The sequence below is a fragment of the bacterium genome (assembly GCA_035529855.1).
GTDB lineage: Bacteria > RBG-13-66-14 > B26-G2 > WVWN01 > WVWN01 > WVWN01.
This window is the reverse complement of sequence record DATKVX010000042.1, coordinates 18,053-32,105: the sequence shown is the minus strand read 5'-3', so window position 1 is coordinate 32,105 and position 14,053 is coordinate 18,053. Positions and strand designations below refer to the sequence as shown.

Annotated in this window: 12 protein-coding genes; all 12 read right to left on the bottom strand. The window is 61.1% G+C overall.

The window, feature by feature from the left end:
- Positions 1-13 precede the first annotated feature (13 nt).
- The 12 genes from lptB to VMX79_03875 all read right to left on the bottom strand — a co-directional run bounded on the left by lptB (position 14) and on the right by VMX79_03875 (position 14,032).
- A complete protein-coding gene (lptB, locus tag VMX79_03930) occupies positions 14-772 on the bottom strand; it encodes an LPS export ABC transporter ATP-binding protein (GenBank protein ID HUV86242.1) in 759 nt (252 codons plus the stop codon).
- A gap of 31 nt (positions 773-803) precedes the next feature.
- Positions 804-2,021: an LptA/OstA family protein gene (locus tag VMX79_03925; protein ID HUV86241.1), complete on the bottom strand. Its 1,218-nt coding sequence runs from the start codon at positions 2,019-2,021 to the stop codon at positions 804-806.
- A gap of 184 nt (positions 2,022-2,205) precedes the next feature.
- Entirely contained in the window at positions 2,206-4,197 is a 1,992-nt protein-coding gene (locus VMX79_03920; protein HUV86240.1) for a glycosyltransferase family 39 protein, read from the bottom strand.
- Between the two features lie 193 nt (positions 4,198-4,390).
- Complete coding sequence (locus VMX79_03915; protein ID HUV86239.1) at positions 4,391-6,364, bottom strand: glycosyltransferase family 39 protein; 1,974 nt, start codon at positions 6,362-6,364, stop codon at positions 4,391-4,393.
- Positions 6,364-7,659: a thymidine phosphorylase gene (locus VMX79_03910; GenBank protein HUV86238.1), complete on the bottom strand. Its 1,296-nt coding sequence runs from the start codon at positions 7,657-7,659 to the stop codon at positions 6,364-6,366. Before VMX79_03910 ends, VMX79_03915 begins: the two co-directional genes overlap by 1 nt.
- 48 nt (positions 7,660-7,707) lie before the next feature.
- The gene (locus VMX79_03905; protein ID HUV86237.1) at positions 7,708-8,088 is read right to left on the bottom strand and encodes a C-GCAxxG-C-C family protein; all 381 of its coding nucleotides are present in this window, start codon (positions 8,086-8,088) and stop codon (positions 7,708-7,710) included.
- Positions 8,089-8,220: 132 nt separating this feature from the next.
- The gene (locus tag VMX79_03900) at positions 8,221-8,607 is read right to left on the bottom strand and encodes a DUF3795 domain-containing protein (protein HUV86236.1); all 387 of its coding nucleotides are present in this window, start codon (positions 8,605-8,607) and stop codon (positions 8,221-8,223) included.
- Between the two features lie 8 nt (positions 8,608-8,615).
- Positions 8,616-9,185 carry a hypothetical protein gene (locus VMX79_03895; protein ID HUV86235.1) on the bottom strand — a complete coding sequence of 190 codons (570 nt, stop codon included), beginning with the start codon at positions 9,183-9,185 and terminating at the stop codon, positions 8,616-8,618.
- A 7-nt stretch (positions 9,186-9,192) separates the two neighbouring features.
- Positions 9,193-10,320 carry an HD domain-containing phosphohydrolase gene (locus VMX79_03890; protein ID HUV86234.1) on the bottom strand — a complete coding sequence of 376 codons (1,128 nt, stop codon included), beginning with the start codon at positions 10,318-10,320 and terminating at the stop codon, positions 9,193-9,195.
- On the bottom strand, positions 10,304-11,497 hold the full coding sequence (locus tag VMX79_03885) for a DUF4388 domain-containing protein (GenBank protein ID HUV86233.1): 1,194 nt from the start codon (positions 11,495-11,497) through the stop codon (positions 10,304-10,306). The genes VMX79_03890 and VMX79_03885 overlap by 17 nt, the downstream gene beginning before the upstream one ends.
- Positions 11,498-11,569: 72 nt before the next feature.
- Positions 11,570-12,811: a hemolysin family protein gene (locus VMX79_03880; protein HUV86232.1), complete on the bottom strand. Its 1,242-nt coding sequence runs from the start codon at positions 12,809-12,811 to the stop codon at positions 11,570-11,572.
- Complete coding sequence (locus VMX79_03875) at positions 12,812-14,032, bottom strand: hemolysin family protein (GenBank protein ID HUV86231.1); 1,221 nt, start codon at positions 14,030-14,032, stop codon at positions 12,812-12,814.
- Positions 14,033-14,053: the final 21 nt, after the last annotated feature.

The window sequence follows — 14,053 nt, the reverse complement described above, 5'->3', positions numbered from 1 at the left end:
AGCGTCGGCGCCGCTACATACGGAATTTCTCGCCCAAATAAATTTTACGCGCGTCGGGGTCGTTGATAAGCTTTTCGGCGTCGCCCGAAATTAGTATCTGGCCTTCGAACATTATGTAGGCGCGGTGGGTTATCTCGAGGGTTTCGCGGACGTTGTGGTCCGTAATGAGAATTCCCAGGCCGGCCTTCTGCAGCTGTAAAACGATGTTCTGGATATCCTCCACCGCGAGGGGGTCGATGCCGGCGAACGGTTCGTCCAACAAGAGGTACAGCGGTTCCGACGCGAGCGCACGCGCTATTTCAACGCGCCGGCGCTCGCCCCCCGACAGCGTATAGGCTTTCGCCTTCAGTAGGTGGTCCACCCCCATCACCTCGAGCAGCTCCCGGGCCCGGCTGCGGCGCTGACGCGAATTCCCGCCCATAACCTCGAGTATGGCCAGTATGTTCTCCTCGACGCTCAGTTTTCTAAAGATCGAAGGCTCTTGGGACAAATAACCTACGCCCCGCCGCGCGCGTTTGTACATCGGCAGCCTGGTCAATTCCTTCGAGCCCAGGAATATCCTTCCGGCGTTGGGTTTAATTAGGCCGACGATAATATAAAAAGTGGTCGTCTTTCCGGCGCCGTTCGGACCCAGCAGGCCCACTATTTCCCCCGGTTTAACGTCGATGGATACGTGGTCCACGACGCGCCGCCCCGAATAGACCTTAATCAGGTCCTCGGTCCTTAGAGCGGCGTCGGCCTTTTTGGCTTCGGCCGTCCGAGACGGCGAGATGACTTTCCTGACCGCCTCTTCCGACGCGACTTTAACCACCGGAGCCCTCACTTTCTTTAGCGGCCGGCGTTTCTTCGGTAAAATAGGAACCGCGCGCGCGGCCTAAAACGACGATGCGACGCACCTCCCGCGCCGAAACGAAAACTGAAATGCGGTCGCCCGCCGTCTGGGTTACGCCGCTCCTGCCCTCGGCTTTGGCCGGACGGTATACGCCTTCCGCGTTGCCCTCCACGATAATTTTTTTAACGTCGCCTTCGTTCATCATCACCCGGATTAAGTCGCCCGCGGCGTCCACCTGTTCGCCGGTCTCCCGGCCGAATTCGTCGAAGGGCCAATAGTGCCCCTCGGCGTCGCCGACGATGTCCACCTGCTCGAGGACGCCGTCTGCGAAGAAACCTTCCATATTGCGGCCGGAGGCTTCGACGCGGCCCGAAGGAGGTTCCTCACCTTCGTCGCCGGCGCCCGCCTCAGCCTCTCCTGCGGCGATTTCGCCGGAGCCGGCTTCCCCTTCGGCCTCCGAGGCGGCGGGCGGTGCTTCTTCGCCGGGTTCGCCGAGAGCCTCGGCCGGTTCGGGCGTAAAGCTTTCTCCCTGTTCCTCTTCCCCCGGGGTAGCCCCTTCCTCCTCTTCCTCTTCGCTTCGGGAGAAATATAGAATGCGGGCGGACCCTTCGGCGACGGCGCGCCGCAACTTCTCCTCTTCGAGGAATAGCGTAATGACGTCGCCGGCGAGGCGGCTATCGCCCTGGTTTACTACAGGCTTGCCGCTCAACTCTATCTTATCCTCTTTACCGAAATGCTTTAACTTCTGGCCGTAACCTTCGACGTCCTCAGAAACGATTTTAACGTCGCTGGCGGCTTCGCCGTAATCCTGGTCCATCCACATCCGCATTATATCGGCCGTTATCGTTATAGGCCGGTCCCGCTCGAGGATAAGCCGAGGGCTCTTCGTGGCTACCGAGAGTTTCTCGCCGCGGTGGTACTCGGCGTACCCGGAAGTCAATGTATAATTCTGCGTGTTGTCTTTTACCTTAACGTTGCCGAGCAGGGTCGCGAGCTTTTCCGCTTCGTACGAATACGCCTCGTCGCAAGTTATGATGGTATTGCCGTGCACGATTACGACGTGGCCTATGCCGTGCAATACCTGGTTTCCGGCCGAGTAGTACCCTTCGGTAACGTCCGCTTCGACGTGGTAGGGTTTCGCTGCGCCCTCTGCCTCGGCTCGAGCCGGCTCCGCGTTTTCCGTCGGCACAATACCGTCCGTATCTTTCTCGTCACAAAGGCCGGCGTACGGGCTCATTACGAGTAACCAGCCGAGAGATAATAATATACTTGATATGGTCTTATTTAACTTACTCATTATATTGGCCGTATATAGATAGTATTGCGATAAACGGACGCCGTCCCCCGTCGGGCGCGGGCGGTACCGCCCTTTTTTAGGCCCCTCTGTCGTAGGCGATATCAAAAGCACCGCCGCGCCGTTTTATGGCACGAATTTCGATTTCGCCGTCATCGTAAATTACGTCAGTATATCCCCTTATGTACGCTTCCCAGAGTACGCGCGTTGCAGGGTCGTAATGGCTCCAGAAGTAACTTTCGGCGAACCGCCCGGTAAAAATGTGCGTAGCTCCCAGCTCGTCGACGTAGTCCGCGACTTCCGAAGGCGTATCCAGCGTTGCTACGTGGATCAACGTTTCGGACGCCTCGAAAAACGAGTCGTATATAGCCTTCCTTTCCAAGTATAGCAAATGGTCGTTAAAAATCATCAAAATTACGGCGTCCTCGGGTAAGTTTTCGTTCACGAATATGTCGGCGGGGTATACAGGGACCGTTCGTAATAAATAACTGTCGACGTTGCGGCTCATGATATATTTCAACGCGTCAGGGACATAGTAACAGACCCCAAGCGCCGTGACGGCGTACCCGAAGGCGATTACCGAGGCTATTAAAATAAACGTCAACGCGGTACGCGCCACGCGTTTAAATGGCGCCGTTATATGCGCGAAAACCCCCGCGGTTAAAATCGCGGACGTCGCGAAGGCCGCGCTTAAAAACCTTAATTGCTGAGATGCCAAAAATGCCCACGCGACGAAGTAGAGTGTCGTGTACGTTATTAATCGCCACCGCCGGAACCAAATTAAAGATAGCAATAAACCTACAAGGCTGAAGGGCAACATAAAGCCGTCGAACTTTTCGTAGCCGGTGTCAGCTTCGAAGGATACACGGTACGGCAAAAGTACGTAATCTATGGGGTCCCGCCCCATTCCTATCGATTTTTGCCACACCAAGACTTTTTCCGCGGCTACGGGCGATAAGTCGCGGCCGCCGAAAATGTTGTAAAGCGATGGGAATACAGGGTTTCCCCGCTCCACGAACGCTTTCCCCAACCACGGTACTACCGTAATAAAGGCTACGGCGAGAAAGGTTATTACGTGCCGGAGGTAAACGCGACGACGTAATAGGTCGGTTACGAAAATGGGAACCAGCCCGATCAACGCATACACGCCGGTATATTTTACGCCCAACGCGGCGCCCAAAAGGACGCCCGCGAGCGCCGCGTCGCCATAATTTCTGAACCCTCGCAGGTAAATAAAGAGCGCCATTAACGCGAAAGCGCCCAAGATCATATCCACGTACGCCGAGGGGAAATACACTAAAAAAGCGGGGGTAATAAAGAGGAAGGCGGCCGCGGCCGTGGCCCATAGGTTGTCCATATAACGGCGGGCCAACCTCCAGGTCGCGACGGCCATAAGGCCGTTAATCAAGGGCGCCACCGCGGCGGCGCAGCCTACGCCGTTCCACAGGTAAGCCCACGTGAACATCATCTCCGCGCCCAGCGGCATAGACGAGTACGCCAGCCGCGGCAGGTATACGAAGCCGTGAGCTTCCGCGTAAACTTTCGGGAGGTAGATGTGGTAGACGAGGGAGTCCCACTCGAACGGCGGCAGGCCGACGCGTATAAGGGCTGCGGCGACAAGCGGCGCGACGGCGGCCGCGACGAGGAGCGGCCCGGGCGTCAACGACGTTAAACGCTCTTTGAAAAAGCCGCCGAACTCGTTGCTGTAACGCCACAGCAGCGGGGCGGATAAGCCCAACAAAAGCAGCACCGCGGCGCGTACTACCCACGGGTACAATAAGTGGACCGCAGCTAAGGCAAAAGCGGCCAGGCCGAATATTATGAAACCGAGCGCGAGCTGGATTTCCCAATACGGTTTTCGTTGGCGGAAGACGGACCGGTAGACAAGCCGACCCACGAAATACGCCGCCCAGGCAAGCGCGAAGAATAGAAAAACGTGCGCGATTTCATTCCCGAATATCGTTAGTATCTCCCGGCGGGCCGGGTGATAATAAAAAAACGCGACCAACGACGCCGACACGCTCGCGGTAGCGACGACCGCCGCAGCGATAGCTTGTAATTTCCGCGACATCACTTCTCCTGGAATTCCGCCGTTATTATTAAAAACTTGCGTCAGCGTTAAGATTATAGCGACTACGTAGACCTATATCAAGCTCCTTCAGCGCGGCGCGGCCCGCTTACGGCGAAGCGGGCGGGTCTTAAGTTTATAATGTCGCGGCCGCGGCGCACATCCCGCGGCCCTTCTCGACTCGGAACGCCGCGTCTCACCCGCGGCGCTCGAGCGCGCGTATCTCGTAATAACCGTCGTCGTATATGGCCGTCGTGTACTGCGCCAGGTACGCTTCCCACAGGCGCCGCGTCGACCGCTCGTAATAATTCCAAAAGAACGCCGCGCCGACGCGATAGGTCATAACGTGCGTCGCGCCGAGGCCCTCGACGTACGACGCCACTTCGGCCGGGCTCCGTAGTTTTTGGATATCGTACACCGTCGCCGACGCGTCCAAGAAGGAGTCGTACACCGCGGGGCGCTCGAGGTACAGAAGGCAGTTGTCGAACAACATCAGTACGACGGCGTCCTGGGGCAACTCGTCGTTGACGAATTCGTCGGCCTTGTAGCAGGGCGCTTTTTCGCGTGCGTACGCGTCGGCGCCGCCCTTCTCGTAATACCGCAAACCCTCCAGCCCCGCCAGGATGTTCGGTACGTTAAGTAAATAGCCCAACGTCAATAGCAGGCCGACCGCGGCGAAGCGGCTTACGGCGCGCGCCGAACCCGCGAAGGCGTCGGCCGCGGCGGCGAAGACGCCGGCCGTCAACGCCGCGAGCGTCGCGTACGCCGCGCTTAAAAAGCGAAGCTGTTGCGACATAAAAGCCCACGCGGCGAAATAGAGGACCGTAAACGTAAGCAGCCGCCAACGCCGGAACCAGACCAGCGCGAACGGTACGACGAGGAAGCTAAAGGGCCATAAGCTGCCGGCGAAGCGGCCGTAGCCGCTGCCGCCGAGGACCGAAACGCGGTACGGGAGGAGTAGATAATCCACTACGCCGCGCCCCATGCCGATACGCCGCAGCGCCGGTAGGAGCCCGGCCGCCGCCTCAGGCGACAGGTCGCGGCCGCCGAAGACGCCGTACAAGGCCGGGAAAACCGGGTTGCCCCGCTCGACGAAAGCTTTGACGAGCCACGGCGCGAAGACGGCGAAAGCCGTTATTAGGAACGCCGCCGCGTAGCGCAGCGGGACCTTTCGTTTGATAGCGTCCACGGCGATTATGGGTAGAAACGCGATCAGCGCGTACGCCGCGGTATACTTTACGGCCACCGCCGCCCCCAACAACACACCCGCCAAGGCCGCGTCGGCGTAACGCCGGAAGCCGTTCACATAGACGACCAACGCCATCACGGCGAAAGCGCCCACGACGAAATCCACGTACGACGAGCCGACCGCGGTCGCGAAGCTGGGCGTGAAGAGCAGCAGGGCCGCGGCCGCGACGGCCCAAAGGTCGTCGAGGTAGCGGCGCGCCAGCCGCCACGTCGCGATCACCATTAGGATATTCAGGAGCGGCGCGACGGCGGCCGCGGCGCCCAGGCCGTCCCATAAGTACGCCCACGTAAACATCATCTCCGCGCCGAGGGGCATCGACGCGTACACTAAGTGAGGTAAGTAGACGAAGCCGTGGCCCTCCGCGAAGACCTTGGGTATATACAGATGATAGACTAAAACGTCCCACTCGACGGGCGGTAAACCGGTTCGTATCAGGAGCACGAGGGCGAACGGTACGGAGGCGACGACCACCGCGACGACGCCCGCCGACGCGCGGTTCCACTTTTCGCGCACCGCCGCCGGTGCTTCGCGGACGCAGCGCCACCACAACGGCGCCGACAGCGCGATTACTAGTAATACCGCGCCCCGGACGAGCCACGGGTAAAGGAGGCGGGTCGCCGCTAATAAGAACGCGGCCGCGCCGAAGACGACGAAGCCCAGCGCTACGTCTATCTCCCCATAAGTAGAGTTCCGGCGGAATACGTATCTCGACGCCACCCTACCTACGAAGTACGCCGACCACGCCAGCGCGGCGAACAGAACGAGGTGCGCGCCGTGGGTAAGCAGCGCGACGAACCCTTCGCGGTGACCCGTTTGGTAATAGAAGAAGGCGAAGGCCGCGGCAAGCGAGCCGCCGCCGATAACCGCTACGGTCAGGACGCCGCGTAGTCTGTACGCGGCGCGCGAGGGTGCCGCGGCCATTACCGCAACACCCCCAGTATTAGCGGCCGGGGTACCGGCTTTTCGCCGACGTCGAACGCGACCCGGGCGTAATCGAGCGCCCGACTTAATCGCTCGTCGTCGTCGTAGTGGAGCGTCATCAACTCGTCGCCGGCCGCTACCGGCTCCCCCTCCTTCTTGTGGAGTACGACGCCGGCGGCCGGGTCGACGACGTCTTCTTTGGCCTGTCGGCCCGCCCCCAACGCGTTGGCCGCCCGGGCGACGGTAAAGGCGTCCAGCCGCGATACGTACCCCCCGCGCTCGGCTTTGATAGGGGTCGTTTTCGTCGCCTCCGGCAATCGCGTCCACCATTCCTCAACGGCGCCCTGGGCCCGGGCCATCTCGTCGAGCTTCGCGAAAGCTTCCCCACTCTCAAGGGTCGCGTCCAAACGGCGCCGCGCTTCTTCGGGGCCGGCGACGCCCGCCACGACCAGCATCTCCGCGGCGACGGCGGCCGAGACCTCGAGCAGGTCGTCGGGGCCTTGGCCGCGCAAGGTCGCGACCGCTTCCGCGACTTCGAGCGCGCTGCCGACGGCGTACCCTAACGGCTGGTCCATAGCGGTAATCACGGCGACCGCTCTGCGGCGGGATGCCCGGGCCGCGGCTACCAAGCTGCGGCCGAGCTTGCGGGCGTAATCCTCGTCTTTGGCGAAAGCTCCCCTCCCGGCTTTGACGTCGAATACGAAAGCGGGCGCGCCGCCGGCGAGTTTCTTACTCAATATGCTGGAGACTATTAAGGGCAACGCCTCCACCGTAGCCGTAGCGTCCCGGAGCGCGTAGATAATTTTATCCGCAGGCGCTATAGCCTGCGCTTCGGCCACGGCGCACCCGACGCGGTCGGCCTGCTCTTTCAACTCCTCGGCGCCGAGCGATAGGTTTATGCCGGGGATGGCTTCCAGTTTGTCGACGGTGCCGCCGGTATGCCCCAGGCCGCGGCCCGACAACTTGGCTATCCGCGCGCCGCACGCCGCCGCCCAGGGCACGGCGACGAGCGTTACCGTATCCCCCACGCCCCCGGTGGAATGTTTGTCGACGTACGGCCCCTCGCCGAGTACCAGCTGTTCGCCCGAAGCGGCCATGGCCGCCGTCAACGCCGCCGTTTCTTCGGTCGTCATCCCCCGGAAATATACGGCCATAAGGAGCGCCGAAACCTGGTAGTCGGGGAGTTCGCGGGCGACGAGCGCGGCGACGAAACGCCGCCAATCGTCGTCGGCGATGACGTCGCCGTCCCTTTTGCGGGTTATTAAATCCCTAAACCAATAGCTCGCGCCGGCCATTATTTTAAAAGCCGCCCGCCGGCGGCTATTTGCCTTGAAGCGTAACGTTTAAGATGCGATTGCCTCATAGGCTGCCATAACGGCGGCCGTAACGTAGTCGACGCAATACTTGTCGCGGATATTCAAGCTGCGGTAGGTTTCGCGCCCTTCCGGTTCGTTCAGGTCGACGTTAATCAATTCCCGGCACAGGATGGTGCCGAAGCGCTCGCGGAAGTCCTCGACTACGCGCGCGGCACGTTCGTAGGACCGTTCTTTCGCCTCGTCGCCCTCGCCCTCGCGCCTCCCGTGCCGCAAGCCGACCGCGATCAACGCTCCGGCGAGAGCACCGCATATTTCGCCCCGCCGGCCCAGGCCCCCGCCGAAGCAAGTTGCTACGCGAGGTAGACACGCTTCGCCGTTGCCGAAATAACCGCTCACCGCGGTCGCCACCGCTTCGGCTCAATTGTAACCTTCGCAAAAAAGGCCGACGGCGGTCCTGGCGAGCGCGTCGGCATCCTCTATCTCCCGTCCCGCCCTTTTACTTCCGTGTGCGCTGCGGACCAATCGGGCGACTCCTTAACGCTAATCTTCGTCGGTATCTTCGTCCGGGTCGCCGAGGTGGAACCTCAACCAGCGTTCCTCGCCCCAAGCTTTTAATTGATTGGAGTAAATCTTGGGGTGGCCGCCGAACTCGATGTTATTTTGCGCATACTTGGTGCAATCGTTTATTTCGGCACACTGCGCGCAATAACGGTAACCCCGTCCGTCGAGGCAAGCGATTATCTTACACTGGGCGTTATAACAAGTTTCGGCCGGGCCCTGGCACCCGGCGCAATTAATCCGTTCGGCCTCGACCCCCATTTCGCGGGCGAGTTCGACGATGGCCTGGCGGTCGTCGGCGTGCGCGGCGATATAAATCCGACATTCGCCGCAAAATTTACCGCATCGGCCTATCAGTTTGCGGTTCATAGGCTACCTCAACGGTCAAGGATATCTAAAAGGTCAGGCGCGATTACCGCGGCCGCAACTTTCAACGCCGCCGATCCTACTATGCCCGCCGCGACGAACGGGTCGGGCATAGAGACCTCCGCCGGGAGCTCGCCGAACGTTTCGGCGAACAGGCGTTCGCCGCCGGCGATCTCGGCGCGTGCATCTTCGCCGCCCGCGAGGGCCTGACGGCACAGCTCCATATTCTCTTCCAGGTTGGCTGCCATCGCCGCGTCGTCTTCGCGGGCGGCACTCGCGAGTAATGCTTGTTCGGCCGCCCGCAGCAGTACCGGTATATACGACCCGGCCCACATGTACGCGTACCCCAAAAGCTTCCACGAGCGAGGGTTATCGGGACGCCGGTTAACTTCACCGACGTAAAGCTCAATTTGCTCCCAAACGGTAAGCCGGCAGTTGAGCTCCCGCAACGAGTCGTCGCCGGACGTGCGGCGCGGCGGGCCGCCGGTTTCGTCCCAATAAAGGCGACACCGCTCGAGCGCCGCGGCGGCGTCCCCCGCCTCGAGTAAGTCGACGATATCTTTCCGGACGCTGGCATCCATGTTAGCGTTAATTGTCCGCCTCGATACTTCCCTCTTCGACGAGAAAACGTTTTAGCGCCTCGATTACGTCGGCGTCGAATTGCGTGCCGGCGCCGTCGCTGATAAGCTCTACGGCTTGGGTTACGCCTATGGGGCCGCGGTAGTGGCGTCGGGACGTCATAGCGTCGAAGACGTCGGCGACGGCGATGACCTTACCGCCGGGCGATATGTCTTCGCCGCACAGCCCTTTGGGATAACCGGAACCGTCGAGGCGTTCGTGGTGGTGGGCGGCCACCGCCGGGACGTCGCGCAGGCGCTCCTCGAAATGGATGCGCGCCAGTATCTGCTGCGTGTGGAGAACGTGTTTTTTAATAACCTCGTACTCCGCGGGCGTCAGCGCCGTCGGTTTGCGTAATATGTGGTCGGGGACGCCGATTTTCCCGTAATCGTGCAGTAGCGCGGCGTAACGAATCACCTCTACGTCTGCGGCCGGCAAGCCCAGTTTTTGGGCCGCGCCGACGGCGTACCGCATGACGCTGCGGCTGTGGCCGGCGGTGAGCGGGTCCCGGGATTCGATGGTCTCGGCGAGGGTATCGACCAGGCTGTCGAACATTCGTTTGCGGGCTTCCAAGAGGCGGGCGTTTTGGATGTAGATGGCGGCCTGCGACGCGATGGCCTGGAGGAACTTCACGTCGTCTTCCGTGAAGCTGCCGTGGGCCCGGTTGAGGCATTGGAAGACCCCCAACCGGTCGCCCTGGGCGTCGTCCATCGGAACGCAGAGTATATTCCTCGTAGTATACCCCGTTTTGCGGTCGACGTCTTTGTTCCACCGGGGGTCGTCCGTAACGTCGGAGACGACGGCCGGTTCGCCCCGCGCCACAACCCACCCGGCGATGCCGGCGTCTTCGGGAATGCGGATCTCCCGCAGCTCGCCCTCGGCGACGACGGTCCAAAGCTCGCGGCGTTCGCGGTCGTGTAAAAACACCGACGTGCGTTCCACGCCTATGGCCTCCGAAGTCCTGCGGGCCACGACCGCCAACAGCGTCGAGAGCTCTACCTCCTTGGATAACGAGCGGGAGATATCTACCAGCGAGCGGAGACGCTTCTCCGCCAACTCCAAATGCGGCGCGGCCGCGTCGTTATTCCGCTTCGGCATACGACACTTCGGTGGGCGACAGGAAACGGCTTAGGACACGCCGTACGCCCAAATCCACCAACTTTGAGTCGTGTTTTTTGAGCAACATAGCCGCGAGCGGTTGCAGGTCCTGTATGAGCGCGGCTTGACGGGGCCGGCTGAGGATTTTCGCCGTCAGGGAAAGCTCGTACCGGAACAACTCGAACAGGGATGCGGCCAGCTCTTCGTCGCGCGTCTCGGGGTCTTCCAATATTAGGTTCTTCAAGACGCAGCGTTTGCCGAGGACGCCCTGGGGCAACTGCCAGCAACCTTTCAGACGCGCCAGGGCGTCGCATTTCGCCGCCGCAGCTTCGCTTAACTTACGGACGGCTTCCTCCCCCGCCTCTTCCGACACCGGGAATATAACCTGTGCGAAGAGCTCGTTGTATATCTCGAGCAAGGCCGCGGCGCCCGAGGTCTCCGCGGCCGACAATGTTATCTCCCTGTTTTTGACGCCCGCGGGACGCACGAGTCCGCCTTCCAGCAAGCGGCACGCTACCGAGCAGGTTTCGATATCGGAGAGGTTACTGACGGCCGCGACGTCGACGACCGACCGGCGGCCGTTCACCAGCGAGAGTACGTGCCATTGCTCGGCGTCGAACTTCACCTCTTCCTTTCCCCGCGCCGGCGCGGGTACGACTTCCAGCACGACGTCCAGGTCGGGCAGCATCTCCTTGATGCGGTTCCACTCGTCGACGGCGGCCGCGGCGTCCATTAATATCGCCTGGACGTCGAAGCCGATGGATATCTCCTCCGGCCAGGCCTGCTCGCCCTCCAGGAACTCGAACTCCCCACCCCACCAGCTGAAGAGGTTGGTAATGATCATCCGGCCCTGCGTCTTCAAACCCGCGACGAGTTTTTCGTGGGGTAATTTACCGTGTTCCAACAGACATAGGCCGAACGGGCGCCCCGACTTATTCTGCGACGCCCTCATTCCCTCGACGGTGTCTTGGTCGATATGACCTTCCCGGACGAGGACGCTCCCCAATTTCTCGCGCTCGTCCGTGCTCGAGGCGTAAACCAGCATCCCCTCGCGGAAATATAAACGCTTCTCTTCGGCGCCGCGCCGGATAGAAAGAGCTCCCGTTTTCCTGGCCGAGCTAAGAAGCTGGAGGATATCCGGGAGATTGATAGTCTCGAGATCGCCTTTTAACGCCATATTTATTCCGACCCAGGTCCTTTCGTTGGAGTATAACGTTCGCCGCTGCCTTTCGCAACCCCTTTGAACCCCTTACCCGCCCTCCGTCCCGGAGAGCTCGACGCTGATAAGGCGAGCCGCCCGCGGCGTGGCCCTCAGAATGCGGAAACGGTACGGCGGCCAATCGTACACGTCGCCGGACTTGGGCACCCGTCCCAACGCTGAGGCGAGAAAACCGCCCACGGTAATATAATCGCCGCGCGGCAGCGGTACCGGCATCCGTTTATTGAAATAGCTTACCGCGAGGCGCGCGTCGGCGGTATAACCTTCGCCGTGACGTATTAGCCCCTGCGAGCCCCAATTATACTCGTCCTCTATCTCCCCCACGACCTCCTCCACGATGTCCTCCTGGGTCAACATGCCGACGGCGCGGCCCGCTTCGTTTCGGACGACGGCCATATCCACCCGTCGGTTAGCGAGGCGCGGTAAAATGGTCTCTACGCTTTCCCGGGCCGAAACGAACAACGGCATCCACAGGTTGGCTTTCACGGGAACGTCCGCGGGCAACGCGATGAAATCGCGGGCGACGGCGACGCCGACGATCTCCTCGCGCCGACCTCGGTAGACCGGGTAGCTCGAGAAACCGCTCCGCCCCAGCGCCGCGACGACGTCTTTTTTTGAAGCGTCTTCCGGCAAAGCGGTTACGTCGGCGAGCCGCACCATAACATCTTCCGCCGTCGTCTCGCCGAAGCCGAAGATGCGCCTTATCATGCGGCGCTGCATTACCTCGGTTCTGGTCCGCGGTTGGCGGGAGGTTAATATGGCTCGCAGTTCCTCCCGGGTCGCGAACGGCAGCCGCTCCGCCCTAACGCGCACCCGGCCCAGCAGTCCGCCGGCGACGACGTTGGCGGCCCACACCACGGGTTTGAACAACGTTTCCAAAAAACCGACGACGGGCGCGAAGGACATGGCGAAATAATCCGCGTCTTCGAGGACGACCGATTTGGGTATAATTTCGGAGAATACCGTCAGGAGGACCGTCATCGCGAGCGTCGCGACGGCCACGCTGGCGGCCTCGCCGGAGTACCGAGCCGCCAACACCGTCAAGAGGGACGTCGCGACGACCAGCGAGACGTTGTTGCCGAACAGGATGGACGTGAGGAAGCTGCCGGGTCTCTCCAAGAACGATAAAACGCGGGCCGCGCGGCGGTTCCCTACCGCGGCCAGGTGTCGCAAGCGCATGCGGTTGGCCGCCAGGACCGCGGTCTCGGCCGACGAGAAAAATCCCGCGGCGAATATTAAAACTATTACGAGGATTAAGTATACTACCGACAACTACCTTTCCACCCCTCGGACTTTTTCTACGATTACCTCCGTTAAGCGATGCGGTTCGGCGCCCTCTATCGTAAATTTGAGGTCGCCTTCGCGATACTCCTCGCCGACCGCCGGGATGCGGCCGAACCGGTTCAGCAGGTACCCGGCCAACGTCTCCGCTTCTTCGTCCTGCAAGTTCGCGCCTATTAAATCGTTGAAATCGTCGAGGTCCGTATCCGCGGCGACGATAAGGCGGCCTGCGCCGACGTACTTCACCGGCTGCGACGGCTCGCCGACGATCTCCCCCAGGACGTCCGTCATCGTAACCAGGCCGTCAAGGGAACCGTATTCGTCCACCACCAACGCTATGTGGGTCCGGTTCCTTATAAAATCTACGAATAAGTTAACCGCGGGCTGGCTGTCGGGGATGAAGTACGCAGGCCGTACGGATTCGCGGAGCGCGGGCGGCGGCTCGTCGCCGGCCAACAATATATCTTTGACGTAGAGAATACCGATCACGTTCTCGAGCGTATCTTCGTAAACCGGTACGCGGGCGTACGGCGAATCGGCTACGGCACGCGCCGCCTCCTGGAAGGTCATATCGGCGTTAAGGGCGAATATCTTCGTACGGGGGGTCGCTATTTCCCCCGCCGTACGGTCCGCGAACGCCACCACCCTCTCGATCATTTCCCGCTCGACGTCGTCTAAAACTCCTTCGGCCTCGCTCTCCCGCAGCAGGCCGTAAATATCCTCTACGCCGGGGTCCAAACTACGCCGCGGCGGCCGCCCGGCCAGGAAATCGGTTAAGGCCAGCGCGGCCCGGTTCAACGGGTACAAGGCCCAGAAGACGAGCTTGATAAAGGGCGAGGTGAACGCCGCGCCTTTTTCGGGCCAGGCGACGCCCAAAGTTTTGGGGAGGGTTTCGGCGAAGACGAACACTATAACCGTTATGGCGGCCACGGCCACAACGGGCCCGTATAGCGGATGAGCGCGGACGCCCAACGCGGTCGCGAGGGACGCGGCCGCGGCCAGCGCAAACATATTGCCGACAACCACCGTTACGAGGAGTCGGCGAGGCCGGGCCAGGAGAGAACGCACCAGGGGCGCCGTAAGTCGGCGGCGAAGCTTCATGCGCCGCAAGCGCACGCTGCCCAGCGAAAATAACGCGCTCTCGGCGGTCGAGAACAACGCGCCGGCCGCGATTGCGGCTAACAACAATATGCTAAGAGTAAGGCTACTCACGGTATTAAAGCCGCCCGCCCG

Excerpts from the sequence above, each read along its gene's own strand:
- VMX79_03920 (HUV86240.1), bottom strand. The coding sequence starts at position 4,197 with ATGTCGCGGAAATTACAAGCTATCGCTGCGGCGGTCGTCGCTACCGCG.
- VMX79_03915 (HUV86239.1), bottom strand. The coding sequence starts at position 6,364 with ATGGCCGCGGCACCCTCGCGCGCCGCGTACAGACTACGCGGCGTCCTG.
- VMX79_03910 (HUV86238.1), bottom strand. The coding sequence starts at position 7,659 with ATGGCCGGCGCGAGCTATTGGTTTAGGGATTTAATAACCCGCAAAAGG.
- VMX79_03900 (HUV86236.1), bottom strand. The coding sequence starts at position 8,607 with ATGAACCGCAAACTGATAGGCCGATGCGGTAAATTTTGCGGCGAATGT.
- VMX79_03895 (HUV86235.1), bottom strand. The coding sequence starts at position 9,185 with ATGGATGCCAGCGTCCGGAAAGATATCGTCGACTTACTCGAGGCGGGG.
- VMX79_03890 (HUV86234.1), bottom strand. The coding sequence starts at position 10,320 with ATGCCGAAGCGGAATAACGACGCGGCCGCGCCGCATTTGGAGTTGGCG.
- VMX79_03885 (HUV86233.1), bottom strand. The coding sequence starts at position 11,497 with ATGGCGTTAAAAGGCGATCTCGAGACTATCAATCTCCCGGATATCCTC.